Source organism: Pseudomonas sp. UBA4617 (assembly GCF_002386445.1).
Lineage (GTDB): Bacteria > Pseudomonadota > Gammaproteobacteria > Pseudomonadales > Pseudomonadaceae > Aquipseudomonas.
On sequence record NZ_DGIR01000012.1, the window covers coordinates 40,267 to 62,694 of the forward strand.

At 61.4% G+C, this 22,428-nt stretch carries 29 protein-coding genes and 2 tRNA genes; 16 read left to right on the plus strand and 15 right to left on the minus strand.

Features of this window, described 5'->3' with window-relative positions:
• Positions 1 to 185: 185 nt before the first annotated feature.
• The 4 genes from sohB (at position 186) to B4L76_RS24275 (ending at position 1,883) form a co-directional block, all read left to right on the plus strand.
• Positions 186 to 1,211: a protease SohB gene (sohB, locus tag B4L76_RS04105; protein WP_296230700.1), complete on the plus strand. Its 1,026-nt coding sequence runs from the start codon at positions 186 to 188 to the stop codon at positions 1,209 to 1,211.
• A 154-nt stretch (positions 1,212 to 1,365) separates the two neighbouring features.
• Positions 1,366 to 1,439 (plus strand) — tRNA-Cys (locus tag B4L76_RS04110).
• Between the two features lie 62 nt (positions 1,440 to 1,501).
• Positions 1,502 to 1,651: a hypothetical protein gene (locus B4L76_RS04115; RefSeq protein WP_296230702.1), complete on the plus strand. Its 150-nt coding sequence runs from the start codon at positions 1,502 to 1,504 to the stop codon at positions 1,649 to 1,651.
• 46 nt (positions 1,652 to 1,697) lie between these two features.
• Positions 1,698 to 1,883 carry a hypothetical protein gene (locus tag B4L76_RS24275; RefSeq protein ID WP_353853243.1) on the plus strand — a complete coding sequence of 62 codons (186 nt, stop codon included), beginning with the start codon at positions 1,698 to 1,700 and terminating at the stop codon, positions 1,881 to 1,883.
• 805 nt (positions 1,884 to 2,688) lie between these two features.
• On the opposite strand, the gene B4L76_RS04120 is transcribed toward B4L76_RS24275, so the two are convergent.
• On the minus strand, positions 2,689 to 3,192 hold the full coding sequence (locus B4L76_RS04120; RefSeq protein ID WP_349679065.1) for a DUF6630 family protein: 504 nt from the start codon (positions 3,190 to 3,192) through the stop codon (positions 2,689 to 2,691).
• Between the two features lie 318 nt (positions 3,193 to 3,510).
• Between B4L76_RS04120 and B4L76_RS04125 the strand changes: the two genes are divergently transcribed.
• Together B4L76_RS04125 and B4L76_RS04130 are read left to right on the plus strand one after the other, a co-directional pair.
• The gene (locus tag B4L76_RS04125; RefSeq protein WP_296230704.1) at positions 3,511 to 3,810 is read left to right on the plus strand and encodes a hypothetical protein; all 300 of its coding nucleotides are present in this window, start codon (positions 3,511 to 3,513) and stop codon (positions 3,808 to 3,810) included.
• A gap of 286 nt (positions 3,811 to 4,096) precedes the next feature.
• On the plus strand, positions 4,097 to 4,561 hold the full coding sequence (locus tag B4L76_RS04130; protein WP_296230705.1) for a GNAT family N-acetyltransferase: 465 nt from the start codon (positions 4,097 to 4,099) through the stop codon (positions 4,559 to 4,561).
• 51 nt (positions 4,562 to 4,612) lie between these two features.
• On the opposite strand, the gene B4L76_RS04135 is transcribed toward B4L76_RS04130, so the two are convergent.
• From B4L76_RS04135 to B4L76_RS04150, 4 genes are all read right to left on the minus strand, one after another.
• Positions 4,613 to 4,849: a hypothetical protein gene (locus B4L76_RS04135; RefSeq protein WP_296230706.1), complete on the minus strand. Its 237-nt coding sequence runs from the start codon at positions 4,847 to 4,849 to the stop codon at positions 4,613 to 4,615.
• A gap of 50 nt (positions 4,850 to 4,899) precedes the next feature.
• Positions 4,900 to 5,118 carry a hypothetical protein gene (locus tag B4L76_RS04140; RefSeq protein WP_296230707.1) on the minus strand — a complete coding sequence of 73 codons (219 nt, stop codon included), beginning with the start codon at positions 5,116 to 5,118 and terminating at the stop codon, positions 4,900 to 4,902.
• A 155-nt stretch (positions 5,119 to 5,273) separates the two neighbouring features.
• Positions 5,274 to 6,284 (minus strand): alcohol dehydrogenase AdhP, encoded by a 1,011-nt coding sequence (gene adhP, locus B4L76_RS04145; RefSeq protein ID WP_296230709.1) that lies wholly within the window; start codon positions 6,282 to 6,284, stop codon positions 5,274 to 5,276.
• 221 nt (positions 6,285 to 6,505) lie between these two features.
• Complete coding sequence (locus B4L76_RS04150) at positions 6,506 to 7,180, minus strand: polysaccharide lyase family 7 protein (protein WP_296230711.1); 675 nt, start codon at positions 7,178 to 7,180, stop codon at positions 6,506 to 6,508.
• Between the two features lie 256 nt (positions 7,181 to 7,436).
• Here B4L76_RS04150 and B4L76_RS04155 point away from each other — a divergent pair, with 256 nt between their 5' ends.
• Positions 7,437 to 7,634: a hypothetical protein gene (locus tag B4L76_RS04155; RefSeq protein WP_296230712.1), complete on the plus strand. Its 198-nt coding sequence runs from the start codon at positions 7,437 to 7,439 to the stop codon at positions 7,632 to 7,634.
• A 1-nt stretch (position 7,635) separates the two neighbouring features.
• On the opposite strand, the gene B4L76_RS04160 is transcribed toward B4L76_RS04155, so the two are convergent.
• The gene (locus B4L76_RS04160; RefSeq protein ID WP_296230714.1) at positions 7,636 to 8,049 is read right to left on the minus strand and encodes a DoxX family protein; all 414 of its coding nucleotides are present in this window, start codon (positions 8,047 to 8,049) and stop codon (positions 7,636 to 7,638) included.
• A 103-nt stretch (positions 8,050 to 8,152) separates the two neighbouring features.
• A tRNA-Leu gene (locus B4L76_RS04165) sits at positions 8,153 to 8,237 on the minus strand.
• Between the two features lie 268 nt (positions 8,238 to 8,505).
• Between B4L76_RS04165 and B4L76_RS04170 the strand changes: the two genes are divergently transcribed.
• From B4L76_RS04170 to B4L76_RS04185, 4 genes are all read left to right on the plus strand, one after another.
• Complete coding sequence (locus B4L76_RS04170) at positions 8,506 to 8,712, plus strand: hypothetical protein (RefSeq protein ID WP_414707160.1); 207 nt, start codon at positions 8,506 to 8,508, stop codon at positions 8,710 to 8,712.
• A 96-nt stretch (positions 8,713 to 8,808) separates the two neighbouring features.
• A complete protein-coding gene (locus B4L76_RS04175) occupies positions 8,809 to 9,966 on the plus strand; it encodes a two-component system sensor histidine kinase NtrB (protein WP_296230716.1) in 1,158 nt (385 codons plus the stop codon).
• A 5-nt stretch (positions 9,967 to 9,971) separates the two neighbouring features.
• Complete coding sequence (locus B4L76_RS04180) at positions 9,972 to 11,417, plus strand: ATPase domain-containing protein (RefSeq protein WP_296230717.1); 1,446 nt, start codon at positions 9,972 to 9,974, stop codon at positions 11,415 to 11,417.
• Positions 11,418 to 11,429: 12 nt separating this feature from the next.
• Positions 11,430 to 11,783 (plus strand): response regulator, encoded by a 354-nt coding sequence (locus B4L76_RS04185; protein WP_296230718.1) that lies wholly within the window; start codon positions 11,430 to 11,432, stop codon positions 11,781 to 11,783.
• Between the two features lie 45 nt (positions 11,784 to 11,828).
• Here B4L76_RS04185 and csrA read toward each other — a convergent pair whose 3' ends face one another.
• From csrA to B4L76_RS04225, 8 genes are all read right to left on the minus strand, one after another.
• Positions 11,829 to 12,026, minus strand: coding sequence for a carbon storage regulator CsrA (csrA, locus tag B4L76_RS04190; RefSeq protein WP_004375914.1), 198 nt, complete (start codon positions 12,024 to 12,026; stop codon positions 11,829 to 11,831).
• Positions 12,027 to 12,278: 252 nt separating this feature from the next.
• Complete coding sequence (locus tag B4L76_RS04195; protein ID WP_296230719.1) at positions 12,279 to 13,301, minus strand: DNA topoisomerase IB; 1,023 nt, start codon at positions 13,299 to 13,301, stop codon at positions 12,279 to 12,281.
• A 57-nt stretch (positions 13,302 to 13,358) separates the two neighbouring features.
• Positions 13,359 to 14,450, minus strand: a complete 1,092-nt coding sequence (gene modC, locus B4L76_RS04200) for a molybdenum ABC transporter ATP-binding protein (RefSeq protein WP_296230721.1) — start codon at positions 14,448 to 14,450, stop codon at positions 13,359 to 13,361.
• Between the two features lies 1 nt (position 14,451).
• A complete protein-coding gene (modB, locus tag B4L76_RS04205) occupies positions 14,452 to 15,132 on the minus strand; it encodes a molybdate ABC transporter permease subunit (protein ID WP_296230723.1) in 681 nt (226 codons plus the stop codon).
• Positions 15,132 to 15,887, minus strand: coding sequence for a molybdate ABC transporter substrate-binding protein (modA, locus tag B4L76_RS04210; protein ID WP_296230724.1), 756 nt, complete (start codon positions 15,885 to 15,887; stop codon positions 15,132 to 15,134). Before modA ends, modB begins: the two co-directional genes overlap by 1 nt.
• Before the next feature lie 91 nt (positions 15,888 to 15,978).
• Complete coding sequence (locus tag B4L76_RS04215; RefSeq protein WP_296230725.1) at positions 15,979 to 17,067, minus strand: NAD(P)H-dependent flavin oxidoreductase; 1,089 nt, start codon at positions 17,065 to 17,067, stop codon at positions 15,979 to 15,981.
• Positions 17,068 to 17,106: 39 nt separating this feature from the next.
• The gene (locus tag B4L76_RS04220; protein ID WP_170030435.1) at positions 17,107 to 17,277 is read right to left on the minus strand and encodes a hypothetical protein; all 171 of its coding nucleotides are present in this window, start codon (positions 17,275 to 17,277) and stop codon (positions 17,107 to 17,109) included.
• Positions 17,278 to 17,283: 6 nt separating this feature from the next.
• The gene (locus B4L76_RS04225) at positions 17,284 to 17,586 is read right to left on the minus strand and encodes a DUF1883 domain-containing protein (RefSeq protein WP_004375922.1); all 303 of its coding nucleotides are present in this window, start codon (positions 17,584 to 17,586) and stop codon (positions 17,284 to 17,286) included.
• Positions 17,587 to 17,746: 160 nt separating this feature from the next.
• Between B4L76_RS04225 and B4L76_RS04230 the strand changes: the two genes are divergently transcribed.
• The 5 genes from B4L76_RS04230 to gorA all read left to right on the plus strand — a co-directional run bounded on the left by B4L76_RS04230 (position 17,747) and on the right by gorA (position 22,292).
• A complete protein-coding gene (locus B4L76_RS04230) occupies positions 17,747 to 18,106 on the plus strand; it encodes a hypothetical protein (RefSeq protein WP_296230729.1) in 360 nt (119 codons plus the stop codon).
• Between the two features lie 77 nt (positions 18,107 to 18,183).
• Positions 18,184 to 18,834, plus strand: coding sequence for a c-type cytochrome (locus tag B4L76_RS04235; RefSeq protein WP_296230731.1), 651 nt, complete (start codon positions 18,184 to 18,186; stop codon positions 18,832 to 18,834).
• Positions 18,831 to 19,745, plus strand: a complete 915-nt coding sequence (locus tag B4L76_RS04240; RefSeq protein WP_296230732.1) for a c-type cytochrome — start codon at positions 18,831 to 18,833, stop codon at positions 19,743 to 19,745. The genes B4L76_RS04235 and B4L76_RS04240 overlap by 4 nt, the downstream gene beginning before the upstream one ends.
• Positions 19,746 to 20,000: 255 nt before the next feature.
• Positions 20,001 to 20,840 (plus strand): UTP--glucose-1-phosphate uridylyltransferase GalU, encoded by an 840-nt coding sequence (galU, locus tag B4L76_RS04245; RefSeq protein WP_013973181.1) that lies wholly within the window; start codon positions 20,001 to 20,003, stop codon positions 20,838 to 20,840.
• A 96-nt stretch (positions 20,841 to 20,936) separates the two neighbouring features.
• The gene (gene gorA / locus B4L76_RS04250; protein WP_296230734.1) at positions 20,937 to 22,292 is read left to right on the plus strand and encodes a glutathione-disulfide reductase; all 1,356 of its coding nucleotides are present in this window, start codon (positions 20,937 to 20,939) and stop codon (positions 22,290 to 22,292) included.
• The last annotated feature ends 136 nt before the right edge of the window (positions 22,293 to 22,428 follow it).

Sequence of the window (22,428 nt, forward strand, 5' to 3'; positions counted from 1 at the left end):
CCTGTTGGAGGTTGCTGCGAGGTTAGGATGCGGCACACGGGCTGTCAACGAAAAAACATACAAGCGTTTGAAAAGGTTGTTTGAAAGATGTTGCCAGCGTTTGCACTGGCTGGCAGCACCTGAGGCGCAACGGTATGCTTGCTACAGTTACGCGCCGTTGTGGCGCAGGTATTTAAGGAGTCAATGTGGAGTTTCTTGCCGAATACGCAAGCTTTCTCGCCAAAACCGCCACCCTGGTCATCGCCATCCTCGTGGTGCTGTCGGCCATTGCCGGGCTGCGGGGCAAAGGGCGGCGTAAACCGGGTGGGCAATTGCAGGTCACCCGCCTGAACGAATTCTACAAGGACCTGCGTGAGCGCCTGGAGTCCGGCCTGCTCGACAAGACCCAGCTCAAGGCGTTGCGCAAGCAACAGGCCAAGGCAGAAAAACAGCAGCAGAAGAAGAAGGGCAAGGCCGAGGAAAAGGGTCGGGTCTTCGTCCTCGACTTCGATGGCGACATCAAAGCCTCTGCCACCGAAAGCCTGCGCAACGAAATCACCGCACTGCTGACCCTGGCCACCCCGCAGGACGAGGTGGTACTGCGCCTGGAAAGCGGGGGAGGCCTGGTACACAGCTATGGCCTGGCCGCATCGCAGCTGGCGCGTATTCGCCAGGCCGGTATTCCGTTGACCGTGTGCATCGACAAGGTGGCTGCCAGCGGCGGCTACATGATGGCCTGCATTGGCGAAAAGATTGTCAGCGCACCGTTCGCCGTGCTGGGTTCCATCGGCGTCGTTGCGCAACTGCCCAACGTCAACCGCCTGCTGAAAAAGCACGACATCGATTTCGAAGTGCTCACCGCTGGTGAGTACAAGCGCACCCTGACCGTGTTCGGCGAGAACACCGAGAAGGGGCGGGAGAAGTTCCAGGAAGACCTGGACATCACCCATCAGCTGTTCAAGGATTTCGTCGCCCGTTATCGCCCGCAACTGCACATCGACGAAGTGGCCACCGGTGAGGTCTGGCTGGGCGTCGCGGCACTCAACCGCAAGCTGGTGGACGAGTTGCAGACCAGCGACGAGTATCTCAGCGAACGCGCGCGCACGGCCAACCTGTTCCATTTGCACTATGCCGAACGCAAGAGCCTGCAGGAGCGCATCGGCATGGCGGCCAGCGGCACGGTGGAAAACACCGTGGTGGGTTTATGGAGTAAACTCGGCCGCCTGCGCTAACACCTTGAACCCGTTGAAATTTTTTTTCGTTCAGGGGGTTGCAAGGTTAAACGAATGCAGACATAATGGCGCCCATCGAAACGCAGCAAACTTTGAAAAAGGTTCAGCGTTTCAAGGAGATAGCGAAGCGCAAGCCGCTAGATCCGAACTTTGAGGCCGAGTAGCAAAGTGGTTATGCTCCGGATTGCAAATCCGTCTACGCCGGTTCGATTCCGACCTCGGCCTCCACCATTCGAAAGCCCCGCAGATTAACGTCTGCGGGGTTTTTCTTTTATGGGGCGGAAAATGCCATGAGCACCTGCAAATGTAGCGGTAGAGCGGCGGCGGCAGGTTTGGCTCATGGGTTTCTGAGCAAAATTGCAGAATTTGGTATTTATTTTGCGGGCATTTTTCAGTATCTAGCTTTAATTGCCAGGGATTCTGCACAATTGCCTGTATAATGACTGCCTAGCCGTTTTCTGCGGCTTTACACGTTGAGGTAGCTTTATGCACCAGGCCATATCCCCCGAGACGCAGCGTGCCCATGAGCGCTTGAATGAACAGACCGAGCGGTTCATCAAGCAGGGAGGCCAGATTGAGAGCGTTCCCTCTGGAGTCAGCGGAGTGCTAGCGAGCAAGCCGAAGGTCGTTTGGACCAACCCTCACACGGCCAAGCCCATCCACAAGCGATAGCACGTTCAAAAACAGCACTGCTTGGTTGCTCCATAGCGAATGCGAGGGCACAAGTATGGTTGAGGCACCTAGTGATTTGGATATTGCCGGGTGGATTGGAGTCAGCGAGACGGATGTCGCTCTTTACCGGGGTGATACATTTCGATTGAAGGATGGTTCGTGGCTCATCCATTTTTCTTTCGCAATGCCCCGCGAGCTTCGCCACAGCCTTACTGGCAGTTTCACCCTCCTTGTAAAAGCTGAAAACCCAGGCGACAGGCGTATGAGCGAGTTGGATTGAGCATACGATCTGGACTCAAGCTCATTCCAAGCCTTGTCCCGGTGGTCCGTTTTAAACCGCCTGAAAGCGTTGGAGGCGCATACTTCAAATAGCTCAGTACTTCTGAGCATTGAGAGGTGTGTATGTGCAGAGACAGGTATGGTGTAGATAGCGAAAGACAGTGCTGTCAGCCAGCCGGTAATGAAGGTCCGCTACAGAGATCAATCGCTCACAACGGAACCGTTTGCCAAGAGGGGCGTGACGACAACTTCGACGCCTTCCCTCGCGAAGAGGGCATAAGCAGGGGCCGCCGGACCCACCGAGGGTATCCCATGCGCAGCATTATGGTAATCACAAGCGCCCATTGGAATAACGTCCAGCTGTAGATGGGCATTGATGAAAGGATCGGGCCCCGGGGGATAACTGAACCCGCCGAAGGCGCCCTGCGGGCGTTGAGTTGCGGACTTGACCTTCATAGGCGACGCATCATGGATGCTGCGAGAATAAGGCGCTAGCGCACATGGCATTTCAGCCTGCCAATGTGCCTCAAAAGGGATCGAGCCGTGCATCGATGCCGGCCTGCCTGGCCAGCGTAATAAGGTCTTCGACGCCTTCTTGTTCAATTATGCAGCCCACGTAATCGGCGCCGCCTGTGTCCATATGCAGAAAGCGCTTTCCGAACCCGCTTAGCCATTGATCGAAATCGATCAGCACCTGCATCAGTGATTGTGTACCTTCCAGCTTGTAGGCATAAACCTGGTCAATACCGCTGGCTTCAACCAGCTTCGGTGCCTGGTACTCGAAATCATCGAAGCCACGCACATCCACGGCCATGAGAATCAGATGATTGAGTGGCTGGCCTTTCTCAGCGTCCAGAAGACCGCTTGCGAGCGCGGTGGCTGGATCCTCTCCCTGGTTGTAATAGCGCAATACCCTTCTGACGAGACGCATGCGTTCTTTTTCTGGCAGACGCGCCAACAAGGCTTGGGTGAATACTTTCAACTGGGCACGCAGTGGATAAAGCTCTCGCATTATCGCGGCGTCGCTCATCCGTGGTTCATCGGGTGGAGGTTGTGTGAAGCGACCGCCAAACAATCGACTGAACAAGCCCATTCCGTTCATTCCCCTTGGTCAGTGAAGCCAGTTGCAAAGCTTACCCCAGCGGTTCAGTGACAGCGAACAGGGTCCAGGTGATATCACCGGTCATTTTTCGAGGTTGCCATATCGCGGCAACTGTCCAAGGAGGGGTAAAAACAGCCGGTGGTCCGATTCCGTTCTCGAACTGGGTTGCAGCGATTGCGTGCCGCCTCGCTTTCGCTATGGTGAAAGTTCACCAATGGCATACAACTAAAGTCGTAGGAGGCTGACATGAGAAATCGCGGTGAAGTTTTCTGGGAGTGGGCTGATCCGACCCTTCACCACCGCACTCACAACGAGACCCTCAGCGATGGAACGTACATAGATGTTCAAGTGCGACTGTCGCGCACGGGTAAAACACAGATGTTCATTGGGGTGTACGCCGCAGGCGGCATGGCCCTTCACGAGGAGGCAATTGAATCGCGCCCCGGTGAATCCATGACCAGGGCTTTGGCCTGGGGTGTGGGCCGGGCTCGCCGCATTGCCACTGACACGCAGCCGCAGTTCGACCAAGTCGTCTGCTCAAAATAGAAGCGAGAGGCGGGGTCAGTGGTGAGAACAAATGGGCGCTGGGCTAATCGTTCCGATTTCAGCATTTGCGCCGTCGCCACCCCCCGCACTGCAATGCCTCGTTTGTCGCTTGAATTTTCCAGGTACGGCTTTAGAATCACGGCCCGGTCGGCCGGAGCTGCCGACTGTCCTTCTCTCCCATCCGCGAACAAGGAGGTGCCCATGACCCAGTTTCCAATGATGTGTCCGTCAATGAACCGTCAACGAAATCCTGGAGGGGCCGTTGCTGCCCCGCGGAGAACCCAACATGTCTACTCCCTGTCCATCAGTGCTTCTGGTGGCCCTCAGCTCGGCTGAGGAGCAAGCCCAATGCCGTGCCCTGCGGGTACGCGACGAGCAGTCTGACTTCATCGCCAGCAACAGCGAATCGCTGGAACAGGCCGCCGATAGCCCCTGGTGTGAACCCTTGGCCGTGCGTGCGCTGCACAGCGGTGAAATGGTCGGTTTCCTGATGCATGCTCTCGACCCGGATGAGAACAGCCGCTGGATCTATCGCCTGATGATCGACCACCAATATCAGGGGCGTGGTTATGGGCGCGCAGCCTTGCGCGCGCTGCTGGCATACCTGCAACAGCTGCCGGGTGGGCCAGGCGTGGCCCTTGGCGTAGCCCCGGAAAACGTCGCGGCACGACGCCTCTACGCTGGCGAAGGCTTCGTCGAAACTGGCGAAGTGATCGATGACGAGCTGATCATGCGACGAATGTTGGCATGAGCGAAGGCGGGGCGCCCAGGCGTTCCCGCCACCTCGCCTCGTGAGCAAGTGCTAGCCTTCAGGCGGGGTTACCCCACAGACAAATTCATCCGATCCCAAGCGGTGTGAACCAAACTCGACAACATAGCCATGACCACGGCGCTGCGCCTCGGCCGTGGCGGTCTTCTGGTCGGCGTATACATCGACGAAATGCCAGGGATAGCGGTCCCTCAGTACACCCCAGCCAAGCACCCAGCCTTCATTGCCTGGATCGGGTGGCAGGTTCTTCGCCAAGCTGCGGATGCCCATATTTTCACCCCGGTGTGTCCTTCAGGTTTCTGTTTGCAAAACCGCATGGCTCACGGTTTGGGCAGGACCGTATAGGAAGCATCACACTTCGGCTCCAGCAACACCGGCCTGTCGAACAGCATAGTGCCATTGATGATACCGCCGGCTTTCTCCAGACGGGCCCATAACCCCAGGTCATGGATGATTATGCGCGTCGCGGTGTGCGGCTGATGAAGGCTGAGCTCGTACTCGATTCGCTCAAGCACATCGTTTGCTTCTTCTTCCGTCATGCTGTTCACCCTCTTCGGCTACGTGTCATCCATGCCTGGCTGGTTGCCGGGCAGAAATTCGTACGCTTACCAGAAACTAGAGCCCAGAGCGCGCCGTTGGTTCGCTTTGATCAAGGGGAAGCGTGCGCTGCAGCCACAGCCAGCGCACGCGAACCTCAACCTTCGAACTGAATCACCATACGCCCTTTGATCTTGCCTTCCAGCATCTCCTCGAAGATGTGGTTGATATCTTCGATAGGGCGCAGTGTGACCTTCGGCACCACTTTCCCTTCCGCGGCAAACTGGAAGGCTTCCTGCAAGTCCTGCCGGGTACCAACCAGCGAACCGACCACTTCGATACCGTCCAGCACCAGGCGGGGGATATTCAGGTCCATGGCTTCCGATGGCAGCCCTACTGCCACCAGGCGTCCCCCGGCGCGCAGGGCGTCGACCGCCGAGTTGAAGGCCGCCTTGGCCACTGCAGTCACTACCGCAGCATGGGCGCCCCCGGTCTGTGCCTGGATGACCTTGGCGGTATCTTCGGTGCGTGGGTTGACCACCAGCTCGGCGCCCATTTCGCTGGCGAAGCGCAACTGCTCGTCATTGACATCGATGGCGATCACCCTGGCGTTGAACACGTTCCTGGCATATTGCAGCGCCAGGTTGCCAAGGCCACCGAGGCCGTAGATGGCGATCCACTGGCCGGGGCGGATGTTGGACACCTTCACCGCCTTGTAGGTGGTCACACCGGCACAGGTGATGCTGCTGGCAGCAGCGGAGTCGAGCCCGTCGGGCACCTTGACCGAGTAGTCGGCCTTGACGATGCAGGCTTCGGCCATGCCGCCGTCCACCGTGTAGCCGGCATTCTTCACTTCGCGGCACAGGGTTTCATTGCCGCTATTGCAGTATTCGCAATGGCCGCAGCCCTGGTAGAACCAGGCCACGCTGGCCCGGTCGCCTGGCTTGAGCGAGGTGACGCCCGGCCCGACCTCCTGGACCACGCCAATCCCTTCGTGGCCTAGTACCACTCCGGTCTTGTCACCGAAATCGCCATTTTTCACATGCAGGTCGGTGTGGCATACGCCACAGCATTGCATCTTCAGCAGCGCCTCGCCGTGCTCGAGTGGACGCAGGGTTTTCTCCACCACTTCCACGCGACGACCTGGTGCAACAACAGCAGCTTTCATACCAGCCTCCATGTCCTATCCGAATGAGCGGGCTTATCGCCGGGTAAGCATAGCCCTGGGCTGGTACGGTAAAACTGCTTCAGGTCATGGTCTGCGGGCGGATGCATGCCACAAAAAGAAAAGCCCGCGGCAAAAATGCGGCGGGCTGCAAGAACATAAGGAGCAGGGTTAGTGTGCCCCGCCGCATGTCAGTATTTTGTGAAGCTCAGGTGATGAGAGTGTCACGCATGGCGCAGCTCAAGCTGGCTGATAACGCACACCGAGCCGTCCTCGGCTGGCGTGGTATCGGTATAGTCCACCTGGTTGTACACACCGCCATGGAATTTCAGCGTGCGCGTGGCCCAGCTACTGCTGAGTTGAAGCCCCGAAGTGGTACCTGTGCGGCCATTACAGCTGGCGCTGACCATGCAGGCGCCGTCTCCCGTTACCTCGATGGTGACGTCGAACCGCGCACCTAGCGGGACGTCGGTCAGTACCGTACTGCTGGTTGTCGTGAGCTGGTTGAATTCGGTGCGGAAACCGACGGTGATCCTGGCCTTGTTCCAGAACACTTTGATAGGTGGGCTGTCGTCATCCTTGACGTGCAGCTGGGCTATCACCACTTTCTGAACCAGGTTGACTTTCTGAAGAACCATGGTCTGGTGGTTGCGGTGGCGAGCGGCACTGTTCAACGCCCAATAAACCGGCTCCTTCCATTCACAGCGGGTGCGGTGGGTGCTTTTGCTGGAGGCGCCCTTGGTCGGGGCCGTCAGGCGCACCGAGCCATCACTGAGGCGGGTAACCACCTCGGGCAGCGTCGCCAGCGCCTGGGCGCCGGTCAGTTCCAGCGCTACCGGGTTGGTTGCGGATTTGGCTACAGGGGTAGTGATGATCAGGGTGTCGATGTTTACAGTCATGGATGTTCTCCTTGAAAACAAAGGTCCTGCATCATTTGCGAGCGTGGCCAGCATTGGCAGGGTTCCCTGTGATTTCTCTGCACGGGACGGAGGGAGAACGACGGCCATAAAAAAGCCCGCCGGGAAGGCGGGCAAGCAACGTTTGAAGGAAGAGCCTGCAGAGTGGACCTGGCCGGTTAACCCAGCATTAAACGCTATGCATTGACCTCTGCAACTGTTCAGCCTATATAAGCCTACCATCCGCCCAGGAGCCAGCATGCACGACGAAGACGACCTGCACGAACCCGAGCATGATCACCTGCTTGATCACGAATTCCTCCATGACCACAGTGAGCCTGAAGCCGACGCCCGAGGCGTCGAGGATGATGTCGAGGAGGATGAAGAAACGCTGGATGACCTCGACGAGGAGGAGCGTGATCACCCAGCCTGGTTCGACGACTGCGAAGAGGAGTGATTCAACGCCGGTCCAGCGAGAAACGGCCGGGGCCGCTCACGGCCAGCAGCAACAGGCCGCCCATGATGCCGAGGTTCTTCAGGAACTGGGTCATGTTGGCACTGCGCTCCGGGTCGACCATGTTCCAGAACGGGTGGCCAAGCAGCGCGGTACCGAGCACGAACAGGGCGAACAGGAAGGCCAGCGGCCGGGTATAGAAACCAAGGATCAGCAGAATGCCGACAACGAACTCCATGACCACGGCGACTGCTGCGGCCAGCGTTGGGGCAGGGGCGCCCAGTGAGGTCATGTAGCCGACCGTGCCTTCGAAACCGGTCAGCTTGCCCCAGCCAGACAAGATGAACAGCACCATCAGCAGTATGCGGGCGATCAGTAGCAGGGTGTCGCGTTGACCATCGAACAGTGAGTAGCGCATGGCGGCGCTCCAGTGAACCCGTTTAAGCTCACTCTAGCAGTTGCGCCACGGATTGCTGGCGGGCAATAAAAAGGCGCCCTAAAGGCGCCTTTTCAAAGAAATTTGGTGCGAGTGGCGGGACTCGAACCCGCAAGGCTCACGCCGACAGATTTTAAGTCTGCTGTGTATACCAATTCCACCACACTCGCACGTTTGAAGGGGTCGCGACGACCGGCTCGCTTCTAAGCAGAAGGGCTTCGCAATCAAGCGCGCTTTATAACCCATCGTTATAGTTGAGTCAACCGCAGCGCCTATGATCAACAGAGAAGGGGTCGATCGAAGGGGTAATTGACACCTTGTTGTCATTGCGCCACTTTCCCCCCGCCTGGATCCAATGAGCGTGCAGCAATGACTCAGCCCAATGTTTCGCAGCCTAACGTGTGCCCACGGCTGTTTTGGCGCCTGGTGTTCGCGCAGATGCTTGTCTTGAGCGCATTCCTGTATATTTCGCTGATCAGCCTCGGTGTTTACCTGCTGATGCTGGGGTTCGATGCCGAACAGGCCCAGCCGCAGCAATGGGTGGCCCTGGCCGGTGGTGGCTTCATATTGCTGGTCAGCCTGTGGCTGATCGAAGTGACGATGCCGTGGTGCATTGGCCCGGCAGCGATTGATTCCGAGCGCTGAGCTTAACCCTTCACCTGGGCAGTCACATGAATGCTGGCTGGTGCTCGCGCTCGGCCAAGCCGGTTTTCCCTTTCCTGTCGTACCGGTGGAGTTTGCATGGTTTCAACCGACTGTTTCGAACCCGTGATGCCTGACCACCGCTATGAGCAGTTGGTCCAGTCGGTGGTGGATTACGCCATCTACATGATCGACCCGTCGGGCCATGTGGTGTCATGGAATGCTGGTGCGCAACGCATCAAGGGCTACCGTGCCGATGAGGTGATCGGCCAGCATTTTTCGGTGTTCTTTACTCCCCAGGATTGTGCCGAAGGCCGCCCGGAACGCTTGCTGCGCCAGGCGCTGGAGCAGGGCGGGGCACAGGACGAAGGCTGGCGGGTGCGCAAGGATGGCACGCAGTTCTGGGCCTTGGCCGTGCTGCATGTGATCCACGATGACCAAGGCCAGGTGGTTGGCGTGGCCAAGGTGATCCGAGACATCACCGACCGCCGCGAGGCGGCGCAGCAACTGGATGCGGTACGTGCCCAGCTGTTCCAGGCACAGAAGCTGGAGGCACTCGGCCAGTTGACGGGTGGCCTGGCCCATGACTTCAACAACCTGTTGACCATCATCCTCAGCTCGGCGCACCTGGCCCTGTCCACCAAGGACCCGGCGCGCGCCCAACGCATGCTGCAGCACATTGTCGATGCCGGGCAGCGCGGCACTGAGCTGACCCAGCAATTGCTCAGCTTTGCTCGCCATCGCAAGCTCGACGTGACCCGGGTCGCCCCGGCCAACCTGATCGACGCCACCCGCGGTCTGCTGGAGCATGCGCTGCCAGATTCGATCGAACTGACGGTGTTGGTGCAACCCGACCTGCCGCTGATCGAGATCGACGCCGGGCAGTTGCAGATGGTGCTGCTCAACCTGCTGTTCAATGCCCGCGATGCCATTGCCGGGCCGGGCCGGATCGGCTTGACGGCCGATGTGGTTGAACTGGCCGGCGAGGTCGAAGGGCTGTGCGGTGGTTTCGTGCGTTTCGAGGTGGAAGACAGCGGCGAGGGTATTGCGCCAGCGGTGCTGCCGCGCATCTTCGAGCCGTTCTTCACCACCAAACCGTTTGGCAAGGGCACAGGCCTGGGCCTTTGCCAGGTGTACGGTTTTGCCAGGCAGAGCGGCGGCGCGATCTGCGTGAAAAGCGAACCCGGCCAGGGAACTTGCATGCAGCTTTACTTGCCAATCTATCAGGCTCCGGCAGACAGCCAACTCGACAGGTAGACACCATGGCTCAGGCACTCAGGCGGCTGAAGACCAGCATCGAAGGGCTCGATGCGTTGCTCAAGGGTGGCCTGGTGGCCGGTGCGTCCTACATCATTCAGGGGCCGCCGGGGGCCGGCAAGACCATTCTCGCCAACCAGCTGGCCTGCGGGCATGTGCGCGGCGGCGGCCGGGTGCTGGTGGCGACCCTGCTGAGCGAGTCGCACGAGCGGCTGTTCCAGTACCTGGCGACCCTGGAATTCTTCGACCCGGCGCTGGTCGGCGACCCGATCCAGTTCGTCAGTGCCTTTGACGCCCTGGAACAGGAAGGCCTCGACGCGGTGGTACGGCTGCTGCGTCAGGAAATCGCCCGCCAGCAGGCCAGCCTGCTGATCGTCGATGGCGTGCTCAATGCCCGGGTCCGCGCGGAAACCACCCTGGACACCAAGAAGTTCGTCTCCGAACTGCAGGGCCATGCGGCCTTTGCCGGCTGTACCGTGCTGCTGCTGACCAGTGCCCGGCTGGAAGAAGGCAGCCCGGAGCACACCATGGTCGACGGCGTGATCGAACTGGGCGAGCAACTGTGCGGCAGCCGTGCCGTGCGCCATATCCAGCTGCGCAAGACGCGCGGCAGTGGGGCATTGTCGGGGCGCCACGAATGCCTTATCGATGAAGCCGGCATGCATGTCTACCCGCGCCTGGAGGCGCTGTTCAGTCACCCCAGCAATGCTGGCAGCGCTACCCGCGAGCGTGTCAGCAGCGGGGTGGAAACCCTCGATGAAATGCTCGGTGGTGGCCTCGCCAGCGGCTCGGTGAGCTTGCTGATCGGGCCCTCCGGCATTGGCAAGACTTCATTGGGCCTGGCCTTCCTCGGTGCCAGCAGCCCGCAGGCACCGGGGCTGCATTTCGGCTTCTACGAAACGCCCGAGCGGCTGCGTAACAAGGCTGCGTCGCTGGGGCACGACTTTGTCGCGATGGAGCAGGCCGGCAGCCTGCAGCTGTGCTGGCAGCCGACTACCGAGGGCTTGCTCGACCAGGTCGGGGCGCGCCTGCTGGAGCGTGTCGAGGCACAAGGCAGCAAACGCGTGCTGATCGATAGCCTGGGGGCGTTCAGCCGCCTGGCCACCGACCCGGCGCGGCTCAATGCATTTTTCCGCGCGTTGACGGGCGAGCTGCGCGCGCGTGACGTCAGCGTGATGCTGACCTGGGAAATGCGCGATATCTTCGGCGCGGAAATCAGTGCCCCCGCGCCGGACCTGTCGAGCATCGTCGACAACCTGATGCTGATGCGTTTCGTCGAGCTGCAATCGCAGTTGCGGCGGATGCTGTCGATCCTCAAGGTGCGTGACAGCCACCACGACCCTGCCTTGCACGAGCTGCAGATCGGTTCACATGGCATTACCTTGCGCAAGGCGTTCGAAGGCGCCTGTGGTGTGCTTTCGGGAACGCCGGTGCCACAGGGAAGTGGCTGACGGGACGGCCCCATGAACACCATCCTGATCGTCGATGACGAGTACCTGATTGCCGACATCCTTGGTTTCGCCCTGGAGGATGAAGGTTTTCTGGTGGAGAAGGCGAGCAACGGCTGCAAGGCGCTGGAAGCGCTGAAGGAAAAGCGCGTTCAGTTGGTGATCACCGACTACATGATGCCGCTGCTCAATGGCGAGGAGCTGGTGCGCGCGATGCGCGAAGACCCGGCCCTGAGCGGCTTGCCGGTCATTCTCATGAGTGGCGCGCAAGCCAACCAAGGCTGCCCGGACCTGTTTGCCGCAGTGTTCGACAAACCGTTCGACATGGACTGTATGATCGCCAAGGTGCGCGAGCTGCTGGGCGCCTGAAGCGCGGGGCGATCAAGCGCATCCGTGCGGCTCGAGGCAGGTCGTTCAGTGTGAGTCGTCGTGCTTCTCCGGGGCCGGGCTGCCGGCCTGGATACGCTTGAAGATCTCTTCGCGATGGACCTGGACATCTTTCGGTGCATCGATACCGATCCTCACCTGCATCCCCTTGACGCCCAGAATGGTGACTTTGATGTCATCATTGATGACGATGCTTTCGCCAACCTTACGGGTGAGTATCAGCATGTAGTTCTCCTTGGTAATTAAAAGTCCGTCGGGCTAGTTGCCACGGCGGCGGGAGCTGGTCCCTCTTCCTTCTCATTAAAGACGCTTTCGGCAGATAGTAATTCCCCGACAGACAAATTCTGTTGCGTGCTTTCAGTCGCAGGTGCCGAAGCAAACCGCCAGGGGTTTGTCGGCCAAGGTGCTCGCTGGCAAGAATAGGGGGCTTGGTGGCCAATGGGAAATTTCTTCGCATCATGGACTGAATAGACCGGGTTAATGGTCCTGCTGTTCCGCCAGTGCTTGAAGAAATACCAGCAATGCCACTTCTTCGCGGTCGAGGCCTTTGCGCAGGCGGCTTTTTGGCAAGTTGGCCAGGCGTCCCGCAGCAAAGTGTTCAAGTACCGCCGGGTGGATGTAGCAGCGCCTGCACACGGCCGGTGTGTTGCCCAGGCGCGTGGCGACCTGGCGGACGATGGCACTGACCTGGCGCCTGGCTTCGCTTTCGGGTTCCCAGGCCAGGGGCCGCAGCAACTCCAGGGCCAGGCGGCTGCCGGCCCAGGTGCGGTAGTCCTTGGCGGTGAAATCGGCACCGGTCAACTGTTGCAGGAACTGGTTGACCTCGCTGGAGCCGACGCTATGCCGTTGGCCATTCTCATCCAGGTACTGGAACAGCGACTGGCCAGGCAGCTCCATGCAGCGCTTGAGCAGGTTGGCCAGGCGCCGGTCGTTGAGGGTGACGTTGTGTTCGACACCACGCTTGCCACGGAACTGGAAACGAATGGTACTGCCCTTGACCTGCACGTGGCGGTTGCGCAAGGTGGTCAACCCGTAAGACTTGTTGTCACGCAGGTAGCGTTGGTTGCCGATGCGGATCAGGGTGTGGTCCAGCAGGCTGACCACCAGGGCCATGACCTTTTCCCGATCCAGGCCCGGGCGGGCAAGGTGCGCCTCCAGCTGTTTGCGCAGCTTGGGCAAGGCCTGGGCGAAGGCCAGCATGCGCCCGTACTTGTGCTGGTCGCGGGTTTCCCGCCACTGTGCATGGTAGCGGTACTGCTTGCGGCCACGGGCATCGCGCCCCGTCGCTTGCAGGTGGCCCTGCGGGTCGGCACAGATCCAGACATCGGTGTAGGCCGGGGGTATCACCAGCGCAGCGATGCGTGCCAAGGTGTCCGGGTCACGCACCCGGCGGCCTTCGGCGTCCAGGTAGATGAAGCGGTCGCGCCAGCGTCGGCGGGTCAGGCCGGGCTGGCTGTCATCGACGTAATGCAGTGTGGCGGGAAGCGGGCAGTCGAGCATCGGCAGCAGGCCTCGATCAGGTGACTGATCAATGGACAGCGGCCATGCGGCGGATGCTCAGCCCAGCAAGGCCACCGACTTGATCTGGGCAAACAGCACCTGGCCCGGGTGCAGGCCGAGCTGGTCTGCCGAGAAGCGGGTGATCCGCGCCAGCAGGGCATTGCCGTCGGCATCCAGGCTGACCAGCACATGGGCCGGGTTGGCCGCCGCCCGGCTTGCGCACACGCGCACCGGCAGGCGGTTGAGGATGCTCGATGTGCCATCGGCAGTCAGCGCAAGGCTGATGTCACGCGCCTGCACTTTGACCCGCAAGGTGCTGCCGATCACCTGGGCCGGGTGGGCGATGCGCAGCAGCGGCCCATTGTTGCCGGGCAGGCGTAGGCTGAGCAGGTCGTAGTGTGGATCGTGGCCCACCACCAGGCCGTCGAACACCACGCCGGCGTCCTCGCCCTGGGCCAGCGACAGGTCGAGCCGGGCCAGCGTTTCGCCGACCGGGCCGCTGGCCACCGCCTGACCTTGTTCCAGCAATACCAGGTGGTCGGCCAGCCGCGCCACTTCGTCCTGGGCATGGCTGACATACACCAGGGGGATGTCCAGCTCGCCGTGCAGGCGTTCCAGGTAGGGCAGGATCTCGCGCTTGCGTGGCCCGTCCAGCGCCGCCAGCGGCTCGTCCATCAACAGCAGGCGCGGGCTGCTCAGCAGGGCGCGGGCGATGCCCACCCGCTGTGCCTCGCCCCCCGACAAGGTTGCAGGCCGGCGTGCCAGCAAATGGCCTATGCCCAGCAATTGGCAGGCCTGCTCCAGGCTGACCTTGCGTTCGGCAGGGGCCACCCGGCGCCAGCCGAACTCCAGGTTGCCACGCACCGACAGGTGCGGGAACAGGCTGGCCTCCTGGAATACATAGCCTACCGGGCGCAGGTGCGGCGGTCGGAAGTAGCCGCGAGCACTGTCTTCCCAGACTTCGCCATTGACCTCGATATAGGCACTGGCGGCCCGTTCCAGCCCGGCCAGGCATCGCAGGCAGCTGGTCTTGCCAGAGCCCGAGTGGCCGAACAGTGCGCTGATACCGCGCCCCGGCAGGTGCAGGCCGACATCCAGGGTGAAGTCGTCGCGGGCCAGTTTCAGGCGTACCACAATCGAACCGCTCATTTCAGCTCCAGCCAGCTTTGCCGCGGCGTCCAGCGTACAGCAGGAGCAGCACCAGGAAAGAGAACAGCAGCATGGCGCCAGCCAGCCAGTGCGCTTGCGTATAGGCCATGGCCTCGACGTGGTCGAAGATCTGCACCGAGACCACGCGGGTCTTGTCCGGGATATTGCCGCCGATCATCAACACCACGCCGAACTCGCCCACGGTATGGGCGAAGCCGAGGATGCTGGCGGTGATGAAGCCCGGGCGAGCCAGCGGCAGCACCACGTGGACGAAGCTATCCCAGGGGCTGGCGCGCAGCGTGGCGGCCACTTCCAGCGGGCGCTGGCCGATCGCGGCAAAGGCGTTCTGCAGCGGCTGGACCACGAACGGCATGGAGTAGATCACCGAGCCGATCACCAGGCCACTGAAGCTGAACACTACGCTGCCCAGGCCCAGTGCCTGGGTTGCCTGGCCCAGCCAACCCTGCGGGCCGAGGGCGATCAGCAGGTAGAAACCGATTACCGTGGGTGGCAACACCAGCGGCAAGGCCACCACGGCACCCACCGGGCCACGCAGCCATGAACGCGTGCGCGCCAGCCACCAGGCGATCGGCGTGCCGACGATCAGCAGAATCAGGGTGGTCAGGCTGGCCAGTTTCACGGTCAGCCAGATAGCCCCCAGGTCACTGGCGTCCAGCGGCATCAGATTTCATACCCGTAGGCTTTGATCACTGCTGCGGCCTTCGGGCCCTTCAGGTACTCGACCAACGCCTTGGCGGCGGGGTTGTCCTTGCCTTTTGCAAGGATCACCGCGTCCTGGCGAATGGGCGCATGCAAGGACGATGGCACGATCCACGCCGAACCGCTTTCGACCTTGCCGTCCTTGTAGATTTGCGACAGGGCCACGAAGCCCAGCTCGGCGTTGCCGGTGGAGACGAACTGGAACGCCTGGGTGATGTTCTGCCCCTCCACCAGCTTCGGCCGGGTGGCCTCGGTCAGCTTCAGCTTGTCCAGCACCTGCAGGGCAGCCACGCCGTACGGTGCGGTTTTCGGGTTGGCGATCGACAGGTGCTGGTACTGGTTCTTCTGCAGCACCTGGCCTTGGCTGTCGACGTAGCCTGGCTTGGCTGACCACAGGGCCAGGGTGCCGATGGCGTAGGTGAAGCGCGAGCCGGGGACGATGGCCTTTTCCGCCTCGAGCCTGGCCGGCGTACTGTCGTCGGCGGCGAGGAATACTTCGAATGGCGCGCCATTGCTGATCTGCGCGTAGAACTGCCCGGTAGCGCCATAGGCAGCGATCAGCTTGTGGCCGGTGTCCTTCTGGAAGTCCCGGGCGATGGCCTGTATGGGGGCTGTGAAGTTCGCTGCGACCGCGACCTGGACCTCATCGGCCCAGGCAGTGTTGTAGGCAAGCAGGCTGGCCAGGGTGGTGGCCAGATAGGGAAGGCGGTTACGCATGAACGCAGCTCCTCGGGTTATCGTTATATTGATAACTATATAGCGATGGGCCGCAGGTCTGAAAGAGGCAAAAAGCGCGGGTCAGGCTTGCTCAGGAAAATGCCGCTGGCCCGACCATGGCCAGTGCTTTCTCGGCAATTTCGCGGGTCAACTCGCCCGCCGGCCGGTGCCGGCCCAGGCGCAATGCCTGCCCCGACCACAGGTTGCTGAAATCGCTGATGCCCTGCGGGTCGGTGATCGCGCGCAACGGCATCAGTGCGCCACCGGCCAGCGGGAAGCGCGGTGCCAGCTCGCTCATCGGCCCCAGCTCGCGCATGATGCGGTTGTTGATACCGCGCGCCGGGCGGCCGGTGAACAGGTTGGTCAGCGCTGTATCGCTGGCAGATGCCGTGTCCAGGGCCTGGCGATGCGCCAGCGAAACCTTGGCCTCGGGGCAGAACAGGTACGCCGTTCCGATCTGTACCGCCGAGGCACCCAGGGCCAGTGCTGCGGCCAGGCCGCGGTGGTCGCCAATGCCACCGGCGGCAATCACCGGCACGCGGACCGCGTCGGCCACCTGTGGCACCAGGGCGAAGGTACCGATCTGGCTGGTGATGTCGTCGCTGAGGAACATGCCGCGATGGCCGCCCGCTTCATAGCCCATGGCGATGATCGCGTCACAGCCGTGCTGCTCCAGCCACAGGGCTTCTTCCACGGTAGTGGCACTGGACAGCACCTTGGCACCGCTGGCCTTGACCCGTTGCAGCAGGTCGGTACGGGGCAGGCCGAAATGGAAACTCACCACCTCCGGGCGCAGCTGTTCGACCAGCTGGCAGCTCTGTTCGTCGAAAGGTGCGCGGTTGGACACCGGCGTGGGGGCTGCGAAATCCGCCCCTACTTCCCGGTAATACGGTTCGAGCGCCTGTTTCCAGCGGGCATCGCGTTCGGCATCGGGCGCAGGTGGCTGGTGGCAGAAGAAGTTCAGGTTCAGCGAGCGGCCCGGGCAGGCGGCCCGGAAGGCGGCGATGTCGTCGCGCACCTGGTCAGCCGTGAGCATGGCGCAGGGCAGGGCCCCCAGCCCGCCCGCCAGGCCCACCGCAATGGCCATGGGCGCACCGCTCGCCCCCGCCATCGGCGCCTGGAGGATGGGCAGTTCAACGCCCAACAGGTCGAGGATGCGGCGGTCGGGCCAGTGGCTCATGCGGTTCTCCTTGCTTGGGCGATGCAATGGGGGCGGGGCTTACAAGGCTTTGCTGACCTGGATGTCGCTGATCTTCTCGGCGTCTTCACCGTGGATCTTGCGCAGGGCTTCCAGGGCTTGTTCGAGGGAAGCGTCGGGCATCTGCGCGAAGTCCCAGCGGCGCTGGCCGTCGAGTTTGTATTTGATGACGTACTTGATGGTCTGGGTCATGGGGCCTTACCTGAGTTTCGACGACGAACGACGGACAATCTTGATCTTGTGGGTCAAGGTCGGCTTGCGGGTGACCGAGATCGGGCGGGTGGTCACGGTATCGATGGTGATGTTCCAGAAGCCGGTACTGGGCACGGTGATCTTCGCCGGGAACTTGTCGAAATGGCCGCCGTGGTAGGTGTGACGGCCGCCATTCTTGAAGCTGCGGAAGTTGGCGTCGTTCATCAGGCGGATGTTGCAGCGCTGGGAGCACTCGATGACGACGATGTCGTCCTCGTTCAGGTGCTCGCGCTGGTGTACGAATTTCATGTGATGCTCCGCAAGGATTGGTTCTGCAAAGGCAAACGATACCATGATGTCGGGTTACACTGCCGCGCTGTTCAGCCAGGCGCAGATAAATCTGCCAAAGCAGGGAGCAAAACCGCCTGGCAGTGGTCGAAGCGGATTCTTGATGGCAGAGGTGCTGCAAATGAAGTGGATGGTGGCGGCGTTGGCGGTAACGCTGGGTGGCTGCGTGAGTGTCGCGGAGCTGGAACAATCGCATGAAACACTGGACGTGATTTCCGGCAAATCCCCGCGCGAGTATGCCGATTGCGTCAAGCACAAGCTGGCCGAAACGCGCGACCCGCTGGTGGAAGAGCAGCGGGGCGATGGCCTGCGGCTGATCGTACCGCAGAAGATCAGCTCCGGCGTCGGCCCGGCGGCGCTGGTTGACATCGACAAGCGTGGCAGCGGCAGCAGCATCAAGCTACACGAACGGTTGAACAACTTCCCGCTGCGCCTGGGCGACGTACGCACCGCAGCCACGCAATGCATCTCCGGAAGTTGATCCAGGGCAACTGATCTCGCTCCTTTTGCTTATATGTTTTAGGCCTAAGCATATAACAATAGAAAAGGAGATTCGTGATGACACCCCTGAGACGTGTCGTGGTCGGCAGCCTGCTGATCCTGGCCTGGCCTGCGGCGCATGCCGCCGATGGCCAGAAGGTCTTCACCCAGGGTGGGGCCAACCCCGCCGCCATGGCTTGCCTGGGTTGCCATGGCCCAGACGGCAAGGGCATTGCCGCTGCCGGCTTTCCGCGCCTGGCCGGGCTGCCGGCTGGCTACCTGCGCAAGCAGCTGCATGACTGGCGCAGCGGCAGCCGCAAGCAGCCGGTGATGGCGCCGTTGGCCAAGGCGTTGAGCGATGACGAGATCGACGCGGTCAGCAGCTACCTGGCCAGCCTGCCGGCCAGCCCCGCCGGCGAACTGCGCCGTCAGCAGATCGCCAATGACCCAACCACCCGCCTGGCCCTGTACGGCGACTGGAGCCGGCAGATACCCGGCTGCGTGCAGTGCCATGGCCCGGGCGGCAGCGGTGTTGGCGAACACTTCCCGCCTTTGGTTGGGCAGCCCGCCAGTTACCTGGTGGCTCAGCTTGATGCCTGGCGTGACGGCAGCCGCAGCAATGACCCCAACCAGCTGATGGTCGGTGTGGCCAAGGCCATGACCGATGACGAGATCAAGGCCATCGCCGAATTCTTCGCCCGCCCTGCCAGCCAGGAGGTCACGCCATGAAACCGCTGCTTGCAACCCTGTTGCTGCTGGCCATGGGCAGCGCCCAGGCCGCGCAGATCGCCATGGAAGACCAGTCCCAGTTGAAAGTGCCTGGGGCCCGGAAAGCGCCGCAGTTCGTGCCGCCAGCCGAAAGCGATTTGCCCGACAATGCCTTCGGCAAGATGGTGCGTGAGGGGCATGCATTGTTCGTCGACACCCGTCGGCTTATGCCTGAGGCGGTGGGCAACGGCATGAACTGCAGCAACTGCCACCTTGACCAGGGCCGGCTGGCGCATTCCGCGCCGATGTGGGGGGCGTACCCGATGTACCCCGCATACCGCAAGAAAAACGACAAGGTCAACACTTATGCCGAGCGAATCCAGGGGTGTTTCCAGTTCAGCATGAACGGCACGCCGCCGGCCGCCGACAGCCCGCAGATGACGGCGTTGGCCGTGTATTCGTACTGGTTGTCGACCAAGGCGCCGACGGGCGTGGAAATTGCCGGGCGCGGTTACCCGGAGGTGGCGCAGCCCCAGGGCGGCTACGACTTCAAGCGTGGCCAGCAGGTGTACCGCGAACAGTGCGCGATCTGCCACGGTGACAACGGCGAAGGGCAGAAGGTAGCCGGTGAGTACGTGATGCCGCCACTGTGGGGCAAGGACTCCTACAACTGGGGTGCCGGGATGCACCGCATCAACACAGCGGCGTCGTTCATCAAGTACAACATGCCGCTGGGCAGGCCGGGCAGTCTCAGCGACCAGCAGGCCTGGGACGTGGCGGCCTGGATCAACCGCCATGAGCGGCCGCAGGACCCGCGGCTGGTCGAAGACTCCATCGAGAAGACACGGCTGAAGTTCCACGCCAATGACGGGGTGAACCTGTATGGGCAGAAGGTCGATGGCGTGCTGATCGGGCAGGGCACAGGTAGCTGAATGACCTGTACCGGACTCTTCGCCGGGGAATGCTGTTGCAGTACCCTGTGGGAGCGGGTTTCCCGCGAAGAGGCCGGTACTGGCGAACGCAGCCGTGGCCATCCCTGAACGCAATATTTACCTTCCATTGGAACTATCTACACTGGGTTATCTCTATGTTCCCAACGGTCGGCCGGCGGTAGGGCATTGTAAGGTGACTGCCGCGTGATTAGACTGCGCCGAATTCCACAGGCCTAGCCTTTTGTAAGGACGTATATGATCAAAAAATGCTTGTTCCCGGCAGCCGGTTACGGCACTCGCTTCCTGCCCGCTACCAAAGCCATGCCCAAGGAAATGCTGCCGGTGGTCAACAAGCCACTGATCCAGTATGGCGTTGAAGAGGCACTGGATGCCGGCCTGAACGAGATTTCCATCGTCACCGGGCGCGGCAAGCGTGCCCTGGAAGACCACTTCGACATCAGCTACGAGCTGGAAAACCAGATCAAGGGCACCGACAAGGAAAAATACCTGGTCGGTATCCGTCGCCTGCTCGACGAGTGCTCGTTCTCCTACACCCGCCAGACCGAAATGAAAGGCCTGGGCCACGCCATCCTCACCGGCCGCCCGCTGATCGGCGACGAGCCGTTCGCCGTGGTGCTGGCGGACGACCTGTGCGTCAACCCCGAAGGTGACGGCGTGCTGACCCAGATGGTCAAGCTGTACAACCAGTTCCGCTGCTCGATCGTTGCCATCCAGGAAGTCGACCCGCAGGAAACCAACAAGTACGGCGTGATTGCCGGTGACATGATCCGTGACGACATCTTCCGTGTCACCAACATGGTCGAGAAGCCAAAGCCGGAAGACGCCCCGTCCAACCTGGCGATCATCGGCCGTTACATCCTGACCCCGGATATCTTCGATATCATTGCCAACACCGAGCCGGGTAAAGGTGGTGAGATCCAGATCACCGACGCGCTGATGCAACAGGCGCAGAATGGCTGCGTGATCGCCTACAAGTTCAAGGGCAAGCGTTTCGACTGCGGTGGTGCCGAAGGCTATATCGACGCGACCAACTTCTGCTTCGAGAACTACTACAAGACCGGCAAGGCTTATTGATCAGCCTGCTGGCCGCAAAGCCACCCTTCGGGGTGGCTTTTTTGTTTGCGGCAGCCAACGGCGTTATGCTGGGCGCCTGCCTAGGAGACTGAATACATGGCCTACGATTTTGATCTGTTCGTGATTGGCGCCGGGTCCGGCGGTGTGCGGGCGGCGCGCTTTGCCGCCGGCTTCGGCGCGAAGGTGGCGGTGGCCGAAAGCCGCTACCTGGGCGGTACCTGCGTCAACGTCGGCTGCGTGCCGAAAAAGCTGCTGGTGTACGGCGCGCACGTTGCCGACGAGCTGGAGCAGGCGGCAGGTTTCGGCTGGAGCCTTGAAGAAGGGCACTTCGACTGGGGCACGCTGATTGCCAACAAGAACCGCGAAATCGAACGCCTCAATGGCATCTACCGCAACCTGCTGCTCAACAGTGGGGTGACCCTGCTGCAGGGTCATGCGCGGTTGACCGGTGCCAATGAAGTGGAAGTGGAAGGCCAGCGCTACACTGCCGAGCACATTCTCATTGCCACCGGTGGCTGGCCACAGGTGCCGGACATTCCAGGCAAGGAACTGGCCATCACCTCCAACGAAGCCTTCTACCTCAAGGACCTGCCGCGCCGGGTGCTGGTGGTCGGCGGCGGTTATATCGCCGTGGAGTTCGCTGGCATCTTCCACGGGCTGGGTGCCAACACCACCTTGCTGTATCGCGGCGACCTGTTCCTGCGAGGCTTTGACGGCTCGGTGCGCACCCACCTCAAGGAAGAGCTGGAAAAGCGCGGCCTGGACTTGCAGTTCAACGCCGACATCCAGCGCATCGACAAGCTCGAGGACGGCAGCCTCAAGGCCACCCTCCACGACGGCCGCGAGCTGGTTACCGATTGTGTGTTCTACGCCACCGGCCGCCGCCCGATGCTCGACAACCTGGGCCTGGAAAACACCGGTGTGGAACTGGACGCGCGCGGCTTCATCCATGTCGACGATCAATACCAGACAACCGCGCCGTCGATCCTGGCCATCGGTGACGTGATTGGTCGTGTGCAACTCACCCCGGTCGCCCTGGCCGAAGGCATGGCGGTGGCGCGGCGCCTGTTCAAGCCTGAGCAATATCGCCCGGTGGATTACCGCAACATCCCCACGGCAGTGTTCAGCCAGCCACCGATCGGCACTGTGGGCCTGAGCGAAGAGCAGGCGCTGGAAGCCGGGCACAAGGTGCAGATCTTCGAAAGCCGCTTCCGCGCCATGAAGCTGACCCTCACCGATATCCAGGAGAAGACCCTGATGAAGCTTGTGGTGGATGCCGAGACCGACAAGGTGCTGGGCTGTCACATGGTCGGCCCGGATGCCGGCGAGATCATCCAGGGGCTGGGCATCGCGCTGAAGGCCGGCGCCACCAAACAGCAGTTCGACGAGACCATCGGCGTTCACCCCACTGCCGCCGAAGAGTTCGTTACCCTGCGCACCATCACCCGCTGATGGTCCCCGGCGGGAAGCATGGTCTCGTGTACACGAGGTCATGTTTCCTACCTTGGGGGGGTGATTTTCAACTGCTCGGCTGCTGAGTCAGCCTACATTTTTCCCGTGTCACCTTACTGATACTGCACCGCGCCGC